Genomic DNA, 14,361 nt, shown 5'->3' on the forward strand with positions numbered 1-14,361 from the left:
CCGACGCGATCCTCAGCGGGCAGATGGCCGTGGCGCTCCCCGTCGCGGCACTCGCCGGGCTCGTGTCGTTCCTGTCCCCGTGCGTGCTGCCCCTCGTGCCGGGCTACCTCGGCTACGTCGGCGGCGTCGCCGAGGGCGGACAGCGCCGCGGTCGCGTGGTGCTCGGGGTGCTGCTGTTCATCCTCGGCTTCACCGCGGTGTTCGTGGCGTACACGACGGTCTTCGGCGCGCTCGGGTTCTGGCTCGTCCGGTGGCGCGACCTCATCACGCAGATCCTCGGCGTCGTCGTCATCGCGATGGGTCTCGTCTTCGTCGGCCGCTTCACCTTCCTGCAGCGCACGATCAAGCCCGGGTGGACGCCCGCGACCGGCCTGGTCGGTGCGCCCCTGCTGGGCATCGTGTTCGGGCTCGGCTGGACGCCCTGCCTCGGCCCGACCCTCGCGGCGATCAACCTGCTCAGTGTCCAGTCCGGCAGCGCCTGGCAGGGCATGTGGCTCGGTGTCGCGTACTGCCTCGGCCTCGGCATCCCGTTCGTCCTCGTCGCGCTCGGCGCCGGCTGGGCCACGGGTGCGATCCGCGCCGTGAAGCGCCACATGCGCATCGTCAACATCATCGGAGGAGCGATCCTGATCGTCATCGGTCTGCTCATGGTCACCGGCATCTGGTCGGCCGTCATGTCGAGCGTCGGGGCGGTGATCCAGACCTTTGTCCCCGCAGTCTGACCCCGACATCGACTCCACCGACACCTCGGCGGACCCGCAGCGACCGTCGGACCACGTCGACGGATCCGGCCCGGAGACGGCTGCAGGCGGGTCGGGCGACTCCGGCGTCAACCAGCCGAAGCTCGGGGCCGTCGGGTACCTCCGCTTCTTCTGGCGGCAGCTCACGAGCATGCGCACGGCGCTGTTCCTCCTCATGCTGCTGGCACTCGCGGCGATCCCGGGGTCCCTGGTCCCGCAGCGCACGGCCGACCCGAACGGCGTCGTCCAGTACAAGGCGGACCACCCGCAGCTCTTCCCGGTCCTCGACAAGCTGCAGGTCTTCGACACCTACACCTCGGTGTGGTTCTCGGCGATCTACCTGCTGCTCTTCGTCTCCCTGATCGGCTGCATCGTCCCGCGCACGAAGCACCACTGGCAGGCGCTGCGCACCCGACCCCCGAAGACCCCGGTCCGCCTGAGCCGTCTGGCCGGCTACCGCTCGGTCGCCGTCGACGGCGAGGGCGTCACGCCGGAGCACGCCGTCACCCGCGCGATGGCGATCCTCAAGCGCTCCGGCTACCGCGTCGAACGCTTCGGCGACTCGGTGAGCGCCGAGCGCGGCTACCTGCGCGAGACCGGCAACCTGGTGTTCCACGCGGCGCTGGTGGGCGTGCTGCTCGCGGTCGGTGTCGGCGGCGGGTTCGGGTACACCGGTCAGCGGCTCCTCGTCGAGGGCCAGACGTTCTCGAACGTGCTCGGCTCGTACGACTCGTTCAACCCCGGTCGCTGGTTCCAGCAGAGCGACCTCAAGGGCTACAACTTCACGCTCGACAAGTTCGTCACCAAGTACGAGGAGCGGAACCTCGACGCCCTCGGCCAGGCGCTCGACTACTCGGCGACGGTCACGACGCAGGAGAAGGGCGGCTCCAAGCAGACGAGCCGACTCGGCGTCAACGACCCGGTGAGCGTCGGCGGCACCAACGTCTACCTCCTCGGCAACGGCTACGCGATGGACGTCACCGTGCGCGACGGCGACGGCAACGTGGCATTCAAGGACACCGTGCCGTTCCTCCCCGAGGACGCGAACTACACGTCGACCGGCGTCATCAAGGTGCCGGACGCGCTGCCGGACCAGCTCGGCATGGTCGGGTTCTTCTACCCGACGGCGTCGAAGCTCTCGACCGGCGCGTACGCGAGCGCCTACCCGGACGACCAGAACCCGCTGCTGACCCTGCAGGTCTACACGGGTGACCTCGGGCTCGACGACGGCGTCCCGCAGAGCGTCTACACGCTCGACACGAGCGGCCTGCAGCAGATCGCGGGCCGCCAGTCCAAGACCGCCAGCGTCGAGCTGAAGCCCGGGCAGACCAAGACGCTGCCGGACGGCGCGGGGTCGATCACGTTCGACGGAGTGAAGCGCTACGTCTCGCTCGACGTCCACCACGACCCGTCGCAGCTGTGGGTCGGCGGCTTCGCCGTGCTGTCCGTCCTCGGGCTCCTCACGTCGCTCTTCGTCCCGCGCCGTCGCGTGTGGGTGAAGGTCGTGCCGCGCCGCGACGGCAGCGCCGACGCCGAGCCGGGCTACGACCTCGAGTACGCGGGCCTCGCACGCGGCGAGGACCCGAACCTCGAACGGGCCGTGGCGGACATCGCCAAGCGCCACACGTCGGACCTCGGAGTTAGGATGCCCCAGTGAACGACATGACCACGAACCTCGCGACCTACTCGGTCGTGCTGACGTACTCCGCGATGGCGGTCTACGTCATCGCGTTCATCGCGTTCGCCCTCGACATGGCGAAGCGGGCCGGCAACGTGACGGCTGCGTCCGACGCCGCTGCGGCGCCCGCCGTCGGCGCGGAGCGGACCGTCGCGACCGTCCAGGGCGGCACCGTCGTCCTCGAGCAGGTCGCCGTCACCGACGAACGAGCCGGGCGCCGCGGGACGAAGTTCGAGCGGGTCGGCATGGCGATGACGATCCTCGCGCTCGTGCTGCACGTCGCGTCCGTCGTCCTGCGCGGGATCGCGGCCGACCGCGTGCCGTGGGGCAACATGTTCGAGTTCTCCCTGACCGGCACGGCGCTGATCACCCTGATCTTCCTGCTCGTGCAGTTCTGGCAGAACCTGAAGTTCCTCGGTGTCTTCATCACCGGCCTGACGATCATCCTGCTCGGCATCGCGACCGTGAACTACTGGGTGCCCGTCGTGCCGCTGCAGCCCGCGCTGCAGTCGTACTGGCTCGTCATCCACGTCTTCGTCGCCATCGCCGGCACGGGCTTCTTCGCCCTCGGCGCCGGGCTCGCCGTGGCGCAGCTCGTGCAGACTTACCGCCAGGGTCGGACCGCCTCGGGCAAGCTCCGCTTCATGGAGACGCTGCCGGACGCCGACCGGCTCGAGGTCCTCACCTACCGTGTCCTGCTCGTCGGGTTCGTCCTCTGGACCTTCACGCTCATCGCCGGTGCGATCTGGGCCGAGCGCGCCTGGGGTCGCTACTGGGGGTGGGACACGAAAGAGGTCTGGACCTTCATCATCTGGGTGGTCTACGCCGGGTACATCCACGCACGTGCGACCCGCGGGTGGCGTGGCGCGCGGTCGTCCTGGCTGGCCCTCATCGGCTTCGCCGCGGTGATGTTCAACTTCTCGGTCGTGAACGTGTTCTTCAAGGGCCTGCACAGCTACTCCGGACTGTGAGCCGGACGGGTCGCTGATGCGGCCCAGGTCGCGACCACCACCGGACGGGAGGCGCGGTGCCAGCTGGCACCGCGCCTCCCGTCCGTCGTCGGCGCGAGTCCGAGGCGCGAGCCCAGGCGCGAGCGCGAGGTCGCGCAATCCGTCGCCCGGCGCGCGTCGGAGCGACCGAACGTGCGACCTCTGCGAACGTGAGCGGCAGGTCGTGCGACCGGGCCGACCCGGGCGGCCGGGCGGCCGGTTAGCCGGCGAGGAGCGCGTGCACCCGCTCGAGCCGCGCGAGCCACCACGCGGCACGCTCCGGCGACGCCGCGTTCCGCTCGAGCAGGTCCTGGTCGACCTCGACCCGCCGCACCGGCACCCGCCCGTCCACCGGCAGCAGCGGTGCCGCCGACACATCCGACGTGAACATCGCCGCGGTGCCGAGCCCCGCGGCGTACCCGGGCGACATCGCCTCGGCCGCGAGGAACGCTCCCATCCCCAGCCCGACCGACGTGTCGAGCGCACTCGACACCACGCAGGGGAGCCCGGCGTCAGCGACGACCGCACGCGCGGCGGTGATGCCGCCGAGGGGCTGTGCCTTCACGACGAGGACGTCGGCGGCACCGGCCCGGGCGACGGCGAGCGGGTCCGAGGCCTTGCGGACGCTCTCGTCCGCGGCGATCGGCACGCCGAGTCCGGCGATCCGCTGCCGGAGCTCGGCGAGTTCCGGCACCGTGCGGCACGGCTGCTCGGCGTACTGCAGGTCGAACGGGGCGAGGCGCTCGAGGGCCTCTGCGGCGGAGTCGACGCCCCAGAGTCCGTTCGCGTCGACGCGGACCGCGGCGGAGGGGCCCATAACCCGTCGGACCTCGGCGACGCGGGCCACGTCGTCGTCGATCGTGGTGCCCGGTTCGGCGACCTTGACCTTGGCGGTCGTGCAGCCCGGGTACCGCGCGAGGAGGTCCGCGACGCCGTCCGGAGCGATCGCCGGCACGGTGGCGTTCACGGGGACGCTGTCCGCGGCGGGCTCGTGCGTCGTCCAGCCGAAGTCGACCGCGGCGCGGAGCCACGCGGCGGCCTCGGCGTCGTCGTACTCGACGAACGGGGAGAACTCGGTCCACCCGGCCGGACCGCGCAGGACGAGGGCCTCGCGCACCGTGATGCCGCGGAACCGCACCCGCATGGGCAGTGCCACCACGTGTGCGTCGGAGAGGAGGTCGTCGAGGTCGGGGAGCACCTGGCCATCATCCCAGGAGCACCCAGGGCACCCCACGGTTCCTCGGAGCGGACCGCCAGGGCAGCGCACTAGTCTGCATCGGTCGGCCACGGTCGGCACCCCAGCACGAACGTCGGCCACGGTCGGCACCCCAGCACGAACGTCGGCCACGGTCGGCACCCCAGCACCAGCACCGAGGACGAGGGAGGACCTGTGGCGCCGGAACCGCAACAGCGCGCGTCGCAGCGATCCGCAGCACCGTCCTCGGCGCGTGCGCAGACCCCGGGCGCGCGTGCGCAGTCTCCGAGTGCGCGTGCGCAGGCCCCCGGTCGCGACACCGGCGAGTTCGCCCGGCTCATGCAGCGGAACACCGTCGACGTCCGGCAGGAAGCCCAGAAGGCGCGCAAGAAGCGCAACCCCGTGGTCGGCAAGATCGCCCTGGGGCTCGCGGTCGTCTCCGCCGCGGTCGACGCGAGCGCCTTCGCCGTCTTCATGGGCGGCGACACCGACTTCGCCTTCGGCATCTGCTTCGTGGTGGTCTTCCTCACGCTCATCGCCGCGGTGCTCGGGTTCGTCGCCGCGGTGGGGTCGTTCGGCCGCTGGTACGGCGCCGTCGGGGTCGTCGTGGCGTTCTTCGCGAACCCGGTGATCCTCATCGTGCTGCTCGTGATCGTCGCCCCCGAGCTGCTGACCGACATGGGCGGTTCGGCCGCGACGGACGGCGCGGGGCTGTAGCACGCGGCGGTAGCGTTGGAGCATGGCTGCTCCCGTCTCCGACCTGTTCGACCCCGACGTCTGGACCGAGGCTCCGATCGCGGAGCAGTTCACCGACATCACGTACCACAAGCACGTCTCCCACGGGATCGTCCGGGTCGCGTTCGACCGGCCCGAGGTGCGGAACGCGTTCCGTCCACGCACCGTCGACGAGCTGTACCGCGCACTCGACGATGCCCGGCAGGACCCGCGTGTCGGCGTCGTGCTCCTCACCGGCAACGGCCCGAGCCCGAAGGACGGCGGCTGGGCGTTCTGCTCCGGCGGCGACCAGCGCATCCGCGGCCGGAGCGGCTACCAGTACGTCGGTGACGAGGGCGCCCCGCCCGAGGGTGTCGACCCGGCGGCGGCGCAGGCGTCGATGGGGCGGCTGCACATCCTCGAGGTCCAGCGGCTGATCCGGATGATGCCCAAGGTCGTCATCGCCGTCGTCCCGGGGTGGGCGGCGGGTGGGGGCCACTCGCTGCACGCGATCTGCGACCTCACCATCGCGAGCGCCGAGCACGGCAGGTTCAAGCAGACCGACGCCGACGTGGGGTCGTTCGACGGCGGGTACGGCAGCGCCTACTACGCCAAGCAGATCGGCCAGAAGTTCGCGCGTGAGGTCTTCTTCCTCGCGCAGGAGTACTCGGCGCAGCGCGCGTACGAGATGGGCGCCGTGAACGCCGTCGTCCCGCACGAGGACCTCGAGCGCGAGGCGATCCGCTGGGGCGAGATCGTGCTCGGCAAGTCCCCGACGGCGATCCGGATGCTGAAGTACGCCTTCAACGCGGTCGACGACGGCATGGTCGGCCAGCAGGTGTTCGCCGGTGAGGCCACGCGGCTCGCCTACGGCACTGACGAGGCGGTCGAGGGTCGTGACTCCTTCCTCGAGAAGCGCGCGCCCGAGTGGACGTCCTTCCCCTGGCACTACTGATGGCCCGTCCGCTGGTCGCGACCGGCACGTCGGACCCGTCGGTCGTGCTGCGGGGCCTGGAGGCGGCGCTCGCCGGCGGCCCCGCCCTGCTCCCGGTCGCGGACGGCGCCCCGGCGTTGCCGACACCTGCTCCGGCCACCGTCCCGCAGCGGGTCGCCCTGGTCGTCGAGACGAGCGGGTCCACCGGCACCGGCAAGCGCGTGGCGCTCTCGTCGGAGGCGCTGCTCGCCGGTGCCGCCGCGGCGGACGCGGCACTCGGGGGCCCCGGCGGCTGGGTGCTCGCGTTGCCGACGCACTACATCGCGGGGCTCAACGTCCTGACCCGGTCGATCACCGCGGGGACGGCGCCCGTCGTCGTCGCTCCCGGGCACTTCGACGCGGGTGCGTTCGCCGACGCGGCCGACCGGCTCGTCACCGGTCGCGGGGCACCGCGGCGCTACACCTCGCTCGTCCCGGTGCAGCTCGCCCGCGTGCTCGACGACGACCGGGCCACCCGTGCACTCGCCGGGTTCGACGCCGTGCTCGTCGGCGGGCAGGCGACCCCGGCGTCGCTCCGTGACCGGGCCCGCGCCGCCGGCGTCCGGATCGTGACGACCTACGGCGCGAGCGAGACGAGCGGCGGGTGCGTCTACGACGGCGTCCCGTTCGGCACCGTCCGCACCGAGCTCGTGGGCGGCGAGCTGTTCCTGTCCGGGCCGATGCTCGCCGAGGGCTACCTGGACGACCCCGACCGCACGGCGGCGACCTTCACCGAGCGCGACGGACACCGCTGGTACCGCACGGGCGACGCCGCCGAGGTCGTCGACGGTGTCGTGCGGGTGCTCGGCCGACTCGACGACGTCGTGATCTCGGGCGGCGAGAAGGTCCCGCTCGGCGCCGTCGAACGGATCGTCCGCGGGCTCGACGGGCAGGAGGGCGCGGTGGTCGCGCGCCGGGCGTCGGGGGAGTGGGGCGAGGTCCCGGTCGTCGTGACCGAGCGGCCGCTCGACCTCGACGTGGTCCGCGCCGCGGTGGGCGACGCCCTCGGGCGGGCCGCACGGCCGGCCGACGTGGTCGTCGTCGAGCGGCTCCCGATGCTCGCGACCGGCAAGCCGGACCGCCGGGCGATCCGCGCGATCGCTGACCCCACCGCCTGACGGACGCGGGTCGACCGCCGATCGCGATCCGTTCCTCCTGGGCCGGCGTCCCGGACGCACGGCGGACGCGGATACGATGGACGGTCGTGGCACGCACGAAGAACACGAACCGGTCCAGGAACCGCTCCGGCAACCCGGCCAAGGCCGCGGCACCGCAGCGCACGAAGCGCCGCGCGACCGCGGGCGACTGGATCGGCGGGGCGCGCCTGCGCACCCTGACGCTCGGCGTCGTCCCCGTCGTGATGGGCACGACGGTCGGGTTCGTGGACAGCGGAGAGGCCGGTGACTTCGGCGACTGGCTCGCGAAGGGCCACCACCTGCCCATCGCGATCCTGGCGCTGCTCGTCGCGCTGTTCCTGCAGATCGGCGTGAACTACAGCAACGACTACTCCGACGGGGTGCGCGGCACGGACGAGTTCCGCGTCGGGCCGGCCCGTCTCACCGGAGCCGGACTCGCGAAGCCCCGCACCGTGCTGACCGTCGCGCTGACGTTCTTCGGGCTCGCAGCCGTCGCCGGCATCGTCATCGTGGTGCTCACCCAGCTGTGGTGGCTCCTGCTCGTGGGCGCTGCCGCCATCGTCGCGGCGTGGTTCTACACCGGCGGCAAGAAGCCGTACGGGTACAACGCGCTCGGCGAGGTCTTCGTGTTCGTGTTCTTCGGACTCGTCGCCGTCCTCGGCACGCAGTTCGTCCTCATCGACCGGGTCACCCCGAGCGGGTGGGCCGCTGCGATCGCCACCGGGTTCTTCGCCTGTGCGGTGCTGATGGTGAACAACATCCGCGACATCGACGAGGACCGTCTCGCGGGCAAGCGCACCCTCGCGGTCGTGGTCGGACGGCCGGTCGCCCGGTTGCTCTTCGGCCTGTTCCTGATGCTGCCGTACGTGGTGCTGCTCTGGTTCGTGCTGCTCTACTTCCGCACCGGGTTCACGTACTTCTCGCTGCTGCTGGCGCTGCCGGCACTCGCGATCGGCGTCTCGTCGCGGAAGCCGCGGGAGCTCATCACGGCGCTCCAGCTGTCGTCGTTCGCGTCGCTCGTGTTCGGCGTCATGCTCGGCATCACGCTCGCCGTCCAGCCGTAGCCAGGCGGGTCAGTCGTCGCGGTGCTCGCGGCGCGCTGCGTGGCGGTCGGCGTCGGAGACCGGCTGCTCGACCGGGGAGTCGCTGTCGGCCGCGTCGACGAAGCCGTCCTCGAAGTCGGTGTCGACGTCGTGCTCCGGCGCCGGTCGACGGTTCGCCAGGCTCTCGGTGACGCGACCGCGCAGCTTCGGCAGGGCGATGTACGAGATGAGCAGCGCCACGAGCGCGGCGACGATCGTCGCCCAGTAGCCGGGCATCGGCGTCAGGAGCAGGAGCAGTGCCAGCGCCGCGGCGAAGATGCCGAGGCGGGCCAGGGTGTACACGAGCCACGCTTTCACCTGCGCAAGTCTACGGATGCGCAACCGGCAGGGACCCCACAGGCTGCCGACCTAGACTCCCGGCCATGATCCGACTGTGGCTGATCGTCGTCGTGGCCGCCGTGGCGTTCACGGTCTACGCGGCCATCGACTGCGCCACGATGCCCCGCGAGCGTGTCCGTTCCCTCAGCCGTGGCGTGTGGGTCCTCCTCGTGATCGTGCTCCCCGTGCTCGGCGGCGTCCTCTGGTTCGTCCTCGGCCGGGCACCGGCGACCCGTCCCGGCGGTGGCTCCGGGTACCGTGGTCCCGAAGACGACCCGGACTTCCTCGGCGGCCCCAGCGGCCCCGAGCAGCACCGCACGGACAAGGACCAGGACGACGAGATCCTCCGAGACCTCGAACAGCAGTTCCGCGAACGAGAACGACGCGCCGACCGAGACCGCCGCGACCAGCACCGCGACGACGACGGCCGCACCGATCGCTGACGGCCTGGCCGGTTCCGGCAGCCCGGCGACCGACTTCGCCGTCGCGCTCCTGACCGAGCTCGCCCGGGCCGGTGTGACCGACGTCGTGGTGAGCCCCGGCTCCCGGTCGCAGGCGCTCGCCCTCGCTGCCGTCGCCGTCGAGCGTGCGGGCGGCATCAGCGTCCACGTCCGGCTCGACGAGCGCACCGCCGGCTTCTTCGCGCTCGGGCTCGCCGTCGAGTCCGGTCGGCCCGCCGCGGTCGTGACCACCTCGGGCACCGCGGTCGCCAACCTGCACCCCGCCGTGCTCGAAGCGCACCACTCCGGTGTGCCGATGATCGTCGTCAGCGCGGACCGCCCCGACGAGCTCCGGGGCATCGGCAGCAACCAGACCACGGTGCAGCCCGGGCTCTTCGGGCCGGCCGTCGCCGTCGTCCGCGACGTCGAGGCACCCACCGCGCACGGGGTCGACGCCGACACCGCCGCCACCGTCCGGGAACTCGTGCGCGAAGTCGTCGCCGCTGCCGCCGGCCACACGGGGCAGCCCGGGCCGGTCCAGCTCAACGTCGCCTTCCGCGAACCGCTGTCGGCCGGGCTCGGCGAGGGGACGGTCCAGCCGGTGCCCGACGACGAGGTCGACCTCGCGTTCGCCACCAGGCGCGTGCACTCCGGTCTGCCGGTCGTGGACCTCGCGCCGGACGACGAGCCCGCGACGGTCGTCATCGCGGGACACGACGCGGGGGCGGACGCCGAGCGGATCGCCTGGGAGCTCGGTGCGCCGTTGCTCGCCGAGGTGTCGAGCGGTGCGCGGTTCGGGCGGAACCTGGTCGTCACCTACCGTGAGCTCCTGCGTGACCCGGACTTCGGCGGCGCGGTCCGCCGCGCCGTCGTCCTCGGCCACCCGACCCTCAGCCGCGAGGTCCCCGCCCTCCTCCAGCGCGCCGACGTCGAGACGATCGTGGTCCGCGGACCGGGGGCCGATCCGTACGACCCGGCCCGCGCCTCCCGGTCCGACGCCGCGACCACCTTCGTGTCGGACGTCCGCGTGACGGGCCGCACCCGGCCGGAGCACCGCGCCTGGGTCGGCCGGTGGGTCGCCACGAGCCGCGCGCTGCTCGGCGGTGGCGACGCCGGCCCCGACCTCGATGCGAAGCGCTCCAGCGACCGCGCCGAGCGCAACAAGTTCCTCCGCGACGAGGTGGCGCTCCGCCGCCGCGCCGTCGACCGCACGATGCTCGCGGACGCCGTCTGGGGTGCGACCTGGCCGCACGACCGCCTCGTGCTCGGCGCTTCGCAGATCATCCGCGTGGCCGACGGGCACGTCGCGGGCAAGGCGATCCGCGTGCACGCGAACCGCGGGCTCGCGGGCATCGACGGGACGATCTCGACCGCGCTCGGGATCGCCGCCGCGCTCGAGCGTTCCACGGCCTCGGTCGGCACGACACGCGTCCTGCTCGGCGACCTCACGCTCCTGCACGACCTCGGGGCGCTCGTGACCGGCACCGAGGAGCACCCGCACCGCGTGCAGGTCATCGTCGGGAACGACGGCGGGGGAGCGATCTTCCGGGGGCTCGAGGTCGCGGCGACGACACCGGAAGCCGACATGCGCCGCATGATGACGACGCCGCAGCACGTCGACGTCGAGCCGGTGGTGACCGGGCTCGGCTGGGAGTACCGGCGCGCGGCGACCTGGGGCGACCTCGAGCGGGTCCTGACGGACCCGGCCGAGCGTGTCGTCATCGAGGTGCCGCTGGCCGACTGAGCGGCACCGGGCCGCGGCCGGCGCGCCGGGCCGGCACCGCGCCTCCTGGCAGTCGACTAGGCGAGCGCGTCGGTGACCGGACGGAACTTCAGGGCCGTCTCGGCGACCTCGCGCGCCGGGTCGGACCCGGCCACGATGCCCGCGCCGGCCCACGCCCGCACGGTGCCGTCGTCGGTGATCCGGGCGCTCCGCAACGCGAGCATCCACTCGCCGTCCCCGTTCGCCCCGAGCCACCCGACCGGCCCGGCGTAGCGCCCGCGGTCGACGCCCTCGAGCTCGGAGACGAGCCGGACGGCGACGTCGGTCGGGGTCCCCGCGACCGCGGCGGTCGGGTGCAGGGCGTCGGCGACGTCGAGCGAGGTCGTGCCGACCGGCAGCGTCGCCTGGACGTCGGTCGCGAGGTGCCACAGGTTCGGCAGCTGCAACCGGAACGGCTCCGGGTCGGCGCGGAGGTCGGACGCGATCGGGGCGAGCGCGGCCAGCAGGCTCTGGATCGCGAAGCCGTGCTCCTCGACGTCCTTCGCGCTCGCGGCGAGAGCCTCGGCGGCGGCGCGGTCGGACACCGGGTCGGTCCCACGCGCCGCACTGCCCGCGAGCACACGCGCCGAGAGTCGGGTGCCGTCGGTCCGGGCGAGGGTCTCGGGCGTCGCCCCGACGATCCCGTCGACGGCGAACGTGACGCACTGCGGGTACGCCTCGGCGAGGTCGAGCAGGATCGCTCGCTGGTCGGCGCCGTCGGGGAGGGTCCCGACGAGGTCCCGTGCGAGCACCACCTTCTCGGCGTCACCGGCGGTGATCCTCCGGACGGCGTCGGCGACCGTCGCGGCGTAGGCGTCCTCGTCGATGGCACCGGGTCGGAGCGCGACGGACACGTGCGGACCGACGTGCGGCACCGGCACCGACGTGCGCGTGAAGGTGAGGGGTTCGGGGTCGAGCGTGGTGTCGACGGCGGTGAGCCAGGCCTTCCCGCGGCGGCGGCCGATGACGACGCGCGGGACGATCAGCACGCTCGTCTCGGTCGAGTCGTCGGCGAACGCGAACGAGCCGAACGCGACGAGTCCGGTGCCGCGCAGCTGCACGGGGTCGTCGACCACGGCGTCGCGGACCAGGGACCGCCAGGCCGCCGAGGCCTCGCGCATCCGGTCCGGGCCGGTGAACGTCCACCGGACGGCCTCGCCGATGCCGACGATCCCGTCGCCGTTCCGGACGAACGCGAGCGGGCTGTCCCGGAGGGTGTGGCGGAGGACGGCGCCCGGGTCGTCGAGGATCCGGGTCGAGACCGTCAGCGGTGGGGCCGCCGTGGTGGTTCGGGTCACCCCACAGATCGTACGCGCCGCGCGGGGAACGTCCGGGCACGACCTCTAGGATGTTGTGGGTGAGCAGAGCGGACCTGAACAAGCGGCCGGACGAGGTGGCGGCCATGTTCGACGACGTCGCCGCGAAGTACGACCTCACGAACGACATCCTCTCGGCGGGCAACGCTCCGCTGTGGCGTGTCGCGACGGTCCGCGCGGTCGACCCCCAGCCCGGCGAGAAGGTGTTGGACATCGCCGCGGGGACGGGCACGAGCGCAGCAGCCTTCGCGAAGAAGGGTGCCGAGGTCACGGCGCTCGACCTCTCCGCGGGCATGATCGCCGTCGGCCGCGAACGCCACCCCGAGATCACCTTCGTCGAGGGCGACGCCGAGCAGCTGCCCTTCGACGACGACACCTTCGACGCCGTCTCGATCTCGTTCGGGCTGCGCAACGTGAACGACCCGATGCAGGCCCTCGGCGAGATGCTCCGGGTCCTCAAGCCCGGCGGTCGTGTCGTCATCTGCGAGTTCTCCACGCCGCCGCTCGCCCTGCTCCGCTTCGGGTACGGCACGTACCTCAAGCGCGTGCTCCCGGGCGTGGCACGGCTGTCCAGCAGCAACCCGGCGGCCTACCGCTACCTCGCCGAGTCGATCGAGGCGTGGCCCGACCAGCAGGTCCTCAGCCAGTGGCTGCGCGGCGTCGGGTTCTCGGTCGTCGCCTACCGGAACCTCACGGCGGGTATCGTCGCACTGCACCGCGGTCGCAAGCCCGTCGCGGGCGAGGTCCGCGAGTCCGTCGCCCGGCGTGCCAAGGCCCGTCGCGAGCACCAGCACACCGGTGAGCAGCCGAGCGTCGACCCCACCGACGCCTGACCGGTCCCTCCACCCCCGAACACGGAGCAGCACTTGAATCCGAGCGTCCCGGTCGCACGTCGCGCACCGAGTCTCCGCGCATCGCTGGGCATCGGCGAGCGACTGTTCGCCACGCCCGCGGAACGCCGGTTCATCGCCGCGGTCGACGACGGCCTCGAGCTCGTCGAGCAGGGGCTCGAGGAAGCCATGCGCTCCACCGACACCCTCGCCGACACCACGAGCCGGTACCTGCTGTCGGCCGGGGGCAAGCGGATCCGGCCGACGCTCACGCTCCTCATCGCGCAGCTCGGTGACGGGGTGACCGACGCGGTCGTGAAGGCCGCCGTGAGCATCGAGACGACCCACCTGGCGTCGCTCTACCACGACGACGTGATGGACGAAGCGCCCGTCCGACGTGGTGTCCCCGCGGCCCACGTGACCTACGGCAACAACGTGGCGATCCTCACCGGCGACCTGTTGTTCGCGCGTGCCAGCCTCATCACGGCCGACCTCGGCACCGAGGGCATCCGGATGCAGGCGGAGACCTTCCAGCGGCTCTGCATGGGGCAGCTCCACGAGACGACGGGCCCCCAGCCCGAGGACGACCCGGTCGAGCACTACATCCAGGTGCTCAGCGACAAGACCGGCTCGCTCATCGCGACGGCCGCCCGTGCCGGCGTGATGTTCTCGGGCGCCGACCGCACGTACCTCGACGCCGTCGGCACCTTCGGCGAGAAGGTCGGCGTGGCCTTCCAGCTCGTCGACGACGTGATCGACCTCGCCCCCGCGAAGGCCAAGACCGGCAAGATCGCCGGCAACGACCTGCGCGCCGGCGTCGACACCCTGCCGCTGCTGCAGCTCAAGCGCCTCGCTGCGACCGGTGCCCCCGACGCGGTGGACCTGCTCGGGCGCATCGAGCGCGACGTGAACGCCGCACCGGACGACGTCGTCGACTCGGCGCCGTACCAGTCCGCCGTGGCCGCCCTGCGCGAGCACGAGGCGACCGCCGCGACCCGTGCCGTCGCGGTCCGCTGGGCGATGGACGCCGTCGACGCCCTCGCCCCCCTGCCGGACGGCACCGTCAAGCGGGCACTCGTCCGCTTCGCCGAGTCCGTCGTCGAACGCAGCCGCTAGCGCCGGACCGCCGCGGTGACCGACGGTCCCGCCCCTCGAACCCCCTCGGGA

14 protein-coding genes are annotated in these 14,361 nt (G+C 72.6%); 11 read left to right on the plus strand and 3 right to left on the minus strand.

The features are described from left to right. The first annotated feature begins 23 nt into the window (after positions 1-23). The 3 genes from JSX79_RS11630 to ccsB are packed head-to-tail and all read left to right on the plus strand — an operon-like array spanning position 24 to position 3,389. Positions 24-722 carry a cytochrome c biogenesis CcdA family protein gene (locus JSX79_RS11630; RefSeq protein ID WP_070419481.1) on the plus strand — a complete coding sequence of 233 codons (699 nt, stop codon included), beginning with the start codon at positions 24-26 and terminating at the stop codon, positions 720-722. Beyond that, the gene (locus JSX79_RS11635) at positions 706-2,397 is read left to right on the plus strand and encodes a cytochrome c biogenesis protein ResB (protein ID WP_083295265.1); all 1,692 of its coding nucleotides are present in this window, start codon (positions 706-708) and stop codon (positions 2,395-2,397) included. Before JSX79_RS11630 ends, JSX79_RS11635 begins: the two co-directional genes overlap by 17 nt. 5 nt (positions 2,398-2,402) lie before the next feature. After that, positions 2,403-3,389, plus strand: coding sequence for a c-type cytochrome biogenesis protein CcsB (ccsB, locus tag JSX79_RS11640; RefSeq protein ID WP_071302648.1), 987 nt, complete (start codon positions 2,403-2,405; stop codon positions 3,387-3,389). 238 nt (positions 3,390-3,627) lie between these two features. On the opposite strand, the gene JSX79_RS11645 is transcribed toward ccsB, so the two are convergent. Beyond that, positions 3,628-4,605, minus strand: coding sequence for an o-succinylbenzoate synthase (locus JSX79_RS11645; protein WP_229086373.1), 978 nt, complete (start codon positions 4,603-4,605; stop codon positions 3,628-3,630). Between the two features lie 336 nt (positions 4,606-4,941). Here JSX79_RS11645 and JSX79_RS11650 point away from each other — a divergent pair, with 336 nt between their 5' ends. The 4 genes from JSX79_RS11650 (at position 4,942) to JSX79_RS11665 (ending at position 8,489) form a co-directional block, all read left to right on the plus strand. Continuing rightward, entirely contained in the window at positions 4,942-5,319 is a 378-nt protein-coding gene (locus JSX79_RS11650) for a hypothetical protein (protein WP_229086375.1), read from the plus strand. A 22-nt stretch (positions 5,320-5,341) separates the two neighbouring features. Then, positions 5,342-6,271: a 1,4-dihydroxy-2-naphthoyl-CoA synthase gene (locus tag JSX79_RS11655; RefSeq protein WP_229086378.1), complete on the plus strand. Its 930-nt coding sequence runs from the start codon at positions 5,342-5,344 to the stop codon at positions 6,269-6,271. Beyond that, positions 6,271-7,407 carry an AMP-binding protein gene (locus JSX79_RS11660; RefSeq protein ID WP_229086380.1) on the plus strand — a complete coding sequence of 379 codons (1,137 nt, stop codon included), beginning with the start codon at positions 6,271-6,273 and terminating at the stop codon, positions 7,405-7,407. The genes JSX79_RS11655 and JSX79_RS11660 overlap by 1 nt, the downstream gene beginning before the upstream one ends. An 86-nt stretch (positions 7,408-7,493) precedes the next feature. Beyond that, on the plus strand, positions 7,494-8,489 hold the full coding sequence (locus tag JSX79_RS11665; protein ID WP_229086382.1) for a 1,4-dihydroxy-2-naphthoate polyprenyltransferase: 996 nt from the start codon (positions 7,494-7,496) through the stop codon (positions 8,487-8,489). Positions 8,490-8,498: 9 nt separating this feature from the next. Here JSX79_RS11665 and JSX79_RS11670 read toward each other — a convergent pair whose 3' ends face one another. Then, positions 8,499-8,825 carry a DUF4229 domain-containing protein gene (locus JSX79_RS11670; protein WP_229086385.1) on the minus strand — a complete coding sequence of 109 codons (327 nt, stop codon included), beginning with the start codon at positions 8,823-8,825 and terminating at the stop codon, positions 8,499-8,501. A gap of 65 nt (positions 8,826-8,890) precedes the next feature. On the opposite strand from JSX79_RS11670, the gene JSX79_RS11675 reads away from it, so the two are divergent. Both JSX79_RS11675 and menD read left to right on the plus strand, forming a co-directional pair. Beyond that, entirely contained in the window at positions 8,891-9,289 is a 399-nt protein-coding gene (locus JSX79_RS11675; RefSeq protein WP_229086388.1) for a PLDc N-terminal domain-containing protein, read from the plus strand. Beyond that, complete coding sequence (gene menD / locus JSX79_RS11680) at positions 9,282-11,030, plus strand: 2-succinyl-5-enolpyruvyl-6-hydroxy-3-cyclohexene-1-carboxylic-acid synthase (protein WP_308061378.1); 1,749 nt, start codon at positions 9,282-9,284, stop codon at positions 11,028-11,030. The genes JSX79_RS11675 and menD overlap by 8 nt, the downstream gene beginning before the upstream one ends. Before the next feature lie 56 nt (positions 11,031-11,086). On the opposite strand, the gene JSX79_RS11685 is transcribed toward menD, so the two are convergent. Continuing rightward, a complete protein-coding gene (locus tag JSX79_RS11685) occupies positions 11,087-12,346 on the minus strand; it encodes an isochorismate synthase MenF (RefSeq protein WP_229086393.1) in 1,260 nt (419 codons plus the stop codon). A gap of 59 nt (positions 12,347-12,405) precedes the next feature. On the opposite strand from JSX79_RS11685, the gene JSX79_RS11690 reads away from it, so the two are divergent. Further along, positions 12,406-13,197 carry a demethylmenaquinone methyltransferase gene (locus JSX79_RS11690; RefSeq protein ID WP_070419487.1) on the plus strand — a complete coding sequence of 264 codons (792 nt, stop codon included), beginning with the start codon at positions 12,406-12,408 and terminating at the stop codon, positions 13,195-13,197. Between the two features lie 33 nt (positions 13,198-13,230). Further along, positions 13,231-14,310 carry a polyprenyl synthetase family protein gene (locus JSX79_RS11695; RefSeq protein WP_229086395.1) on the plus strand — a complete coding sequence of 360 codons (1,080 nt, stop codon included), beginning with the start codon at positions 13,231-13,233 and terminating at the stop codon, positions 14,308-14,310. The last annotated feature ends 51 nt before the right edge of the window (positions 14,311-14,361 follow it).

The sequence above is a fragment of the Curtobacterium sp. GD1 genome (assembly GCF_020882855.1).
Taxonomy (GTDB): Bacteria; Actinomycetota; Actinomycetes; order Actinomycetales; family Microbacteriaceae; genus Curtobacterium.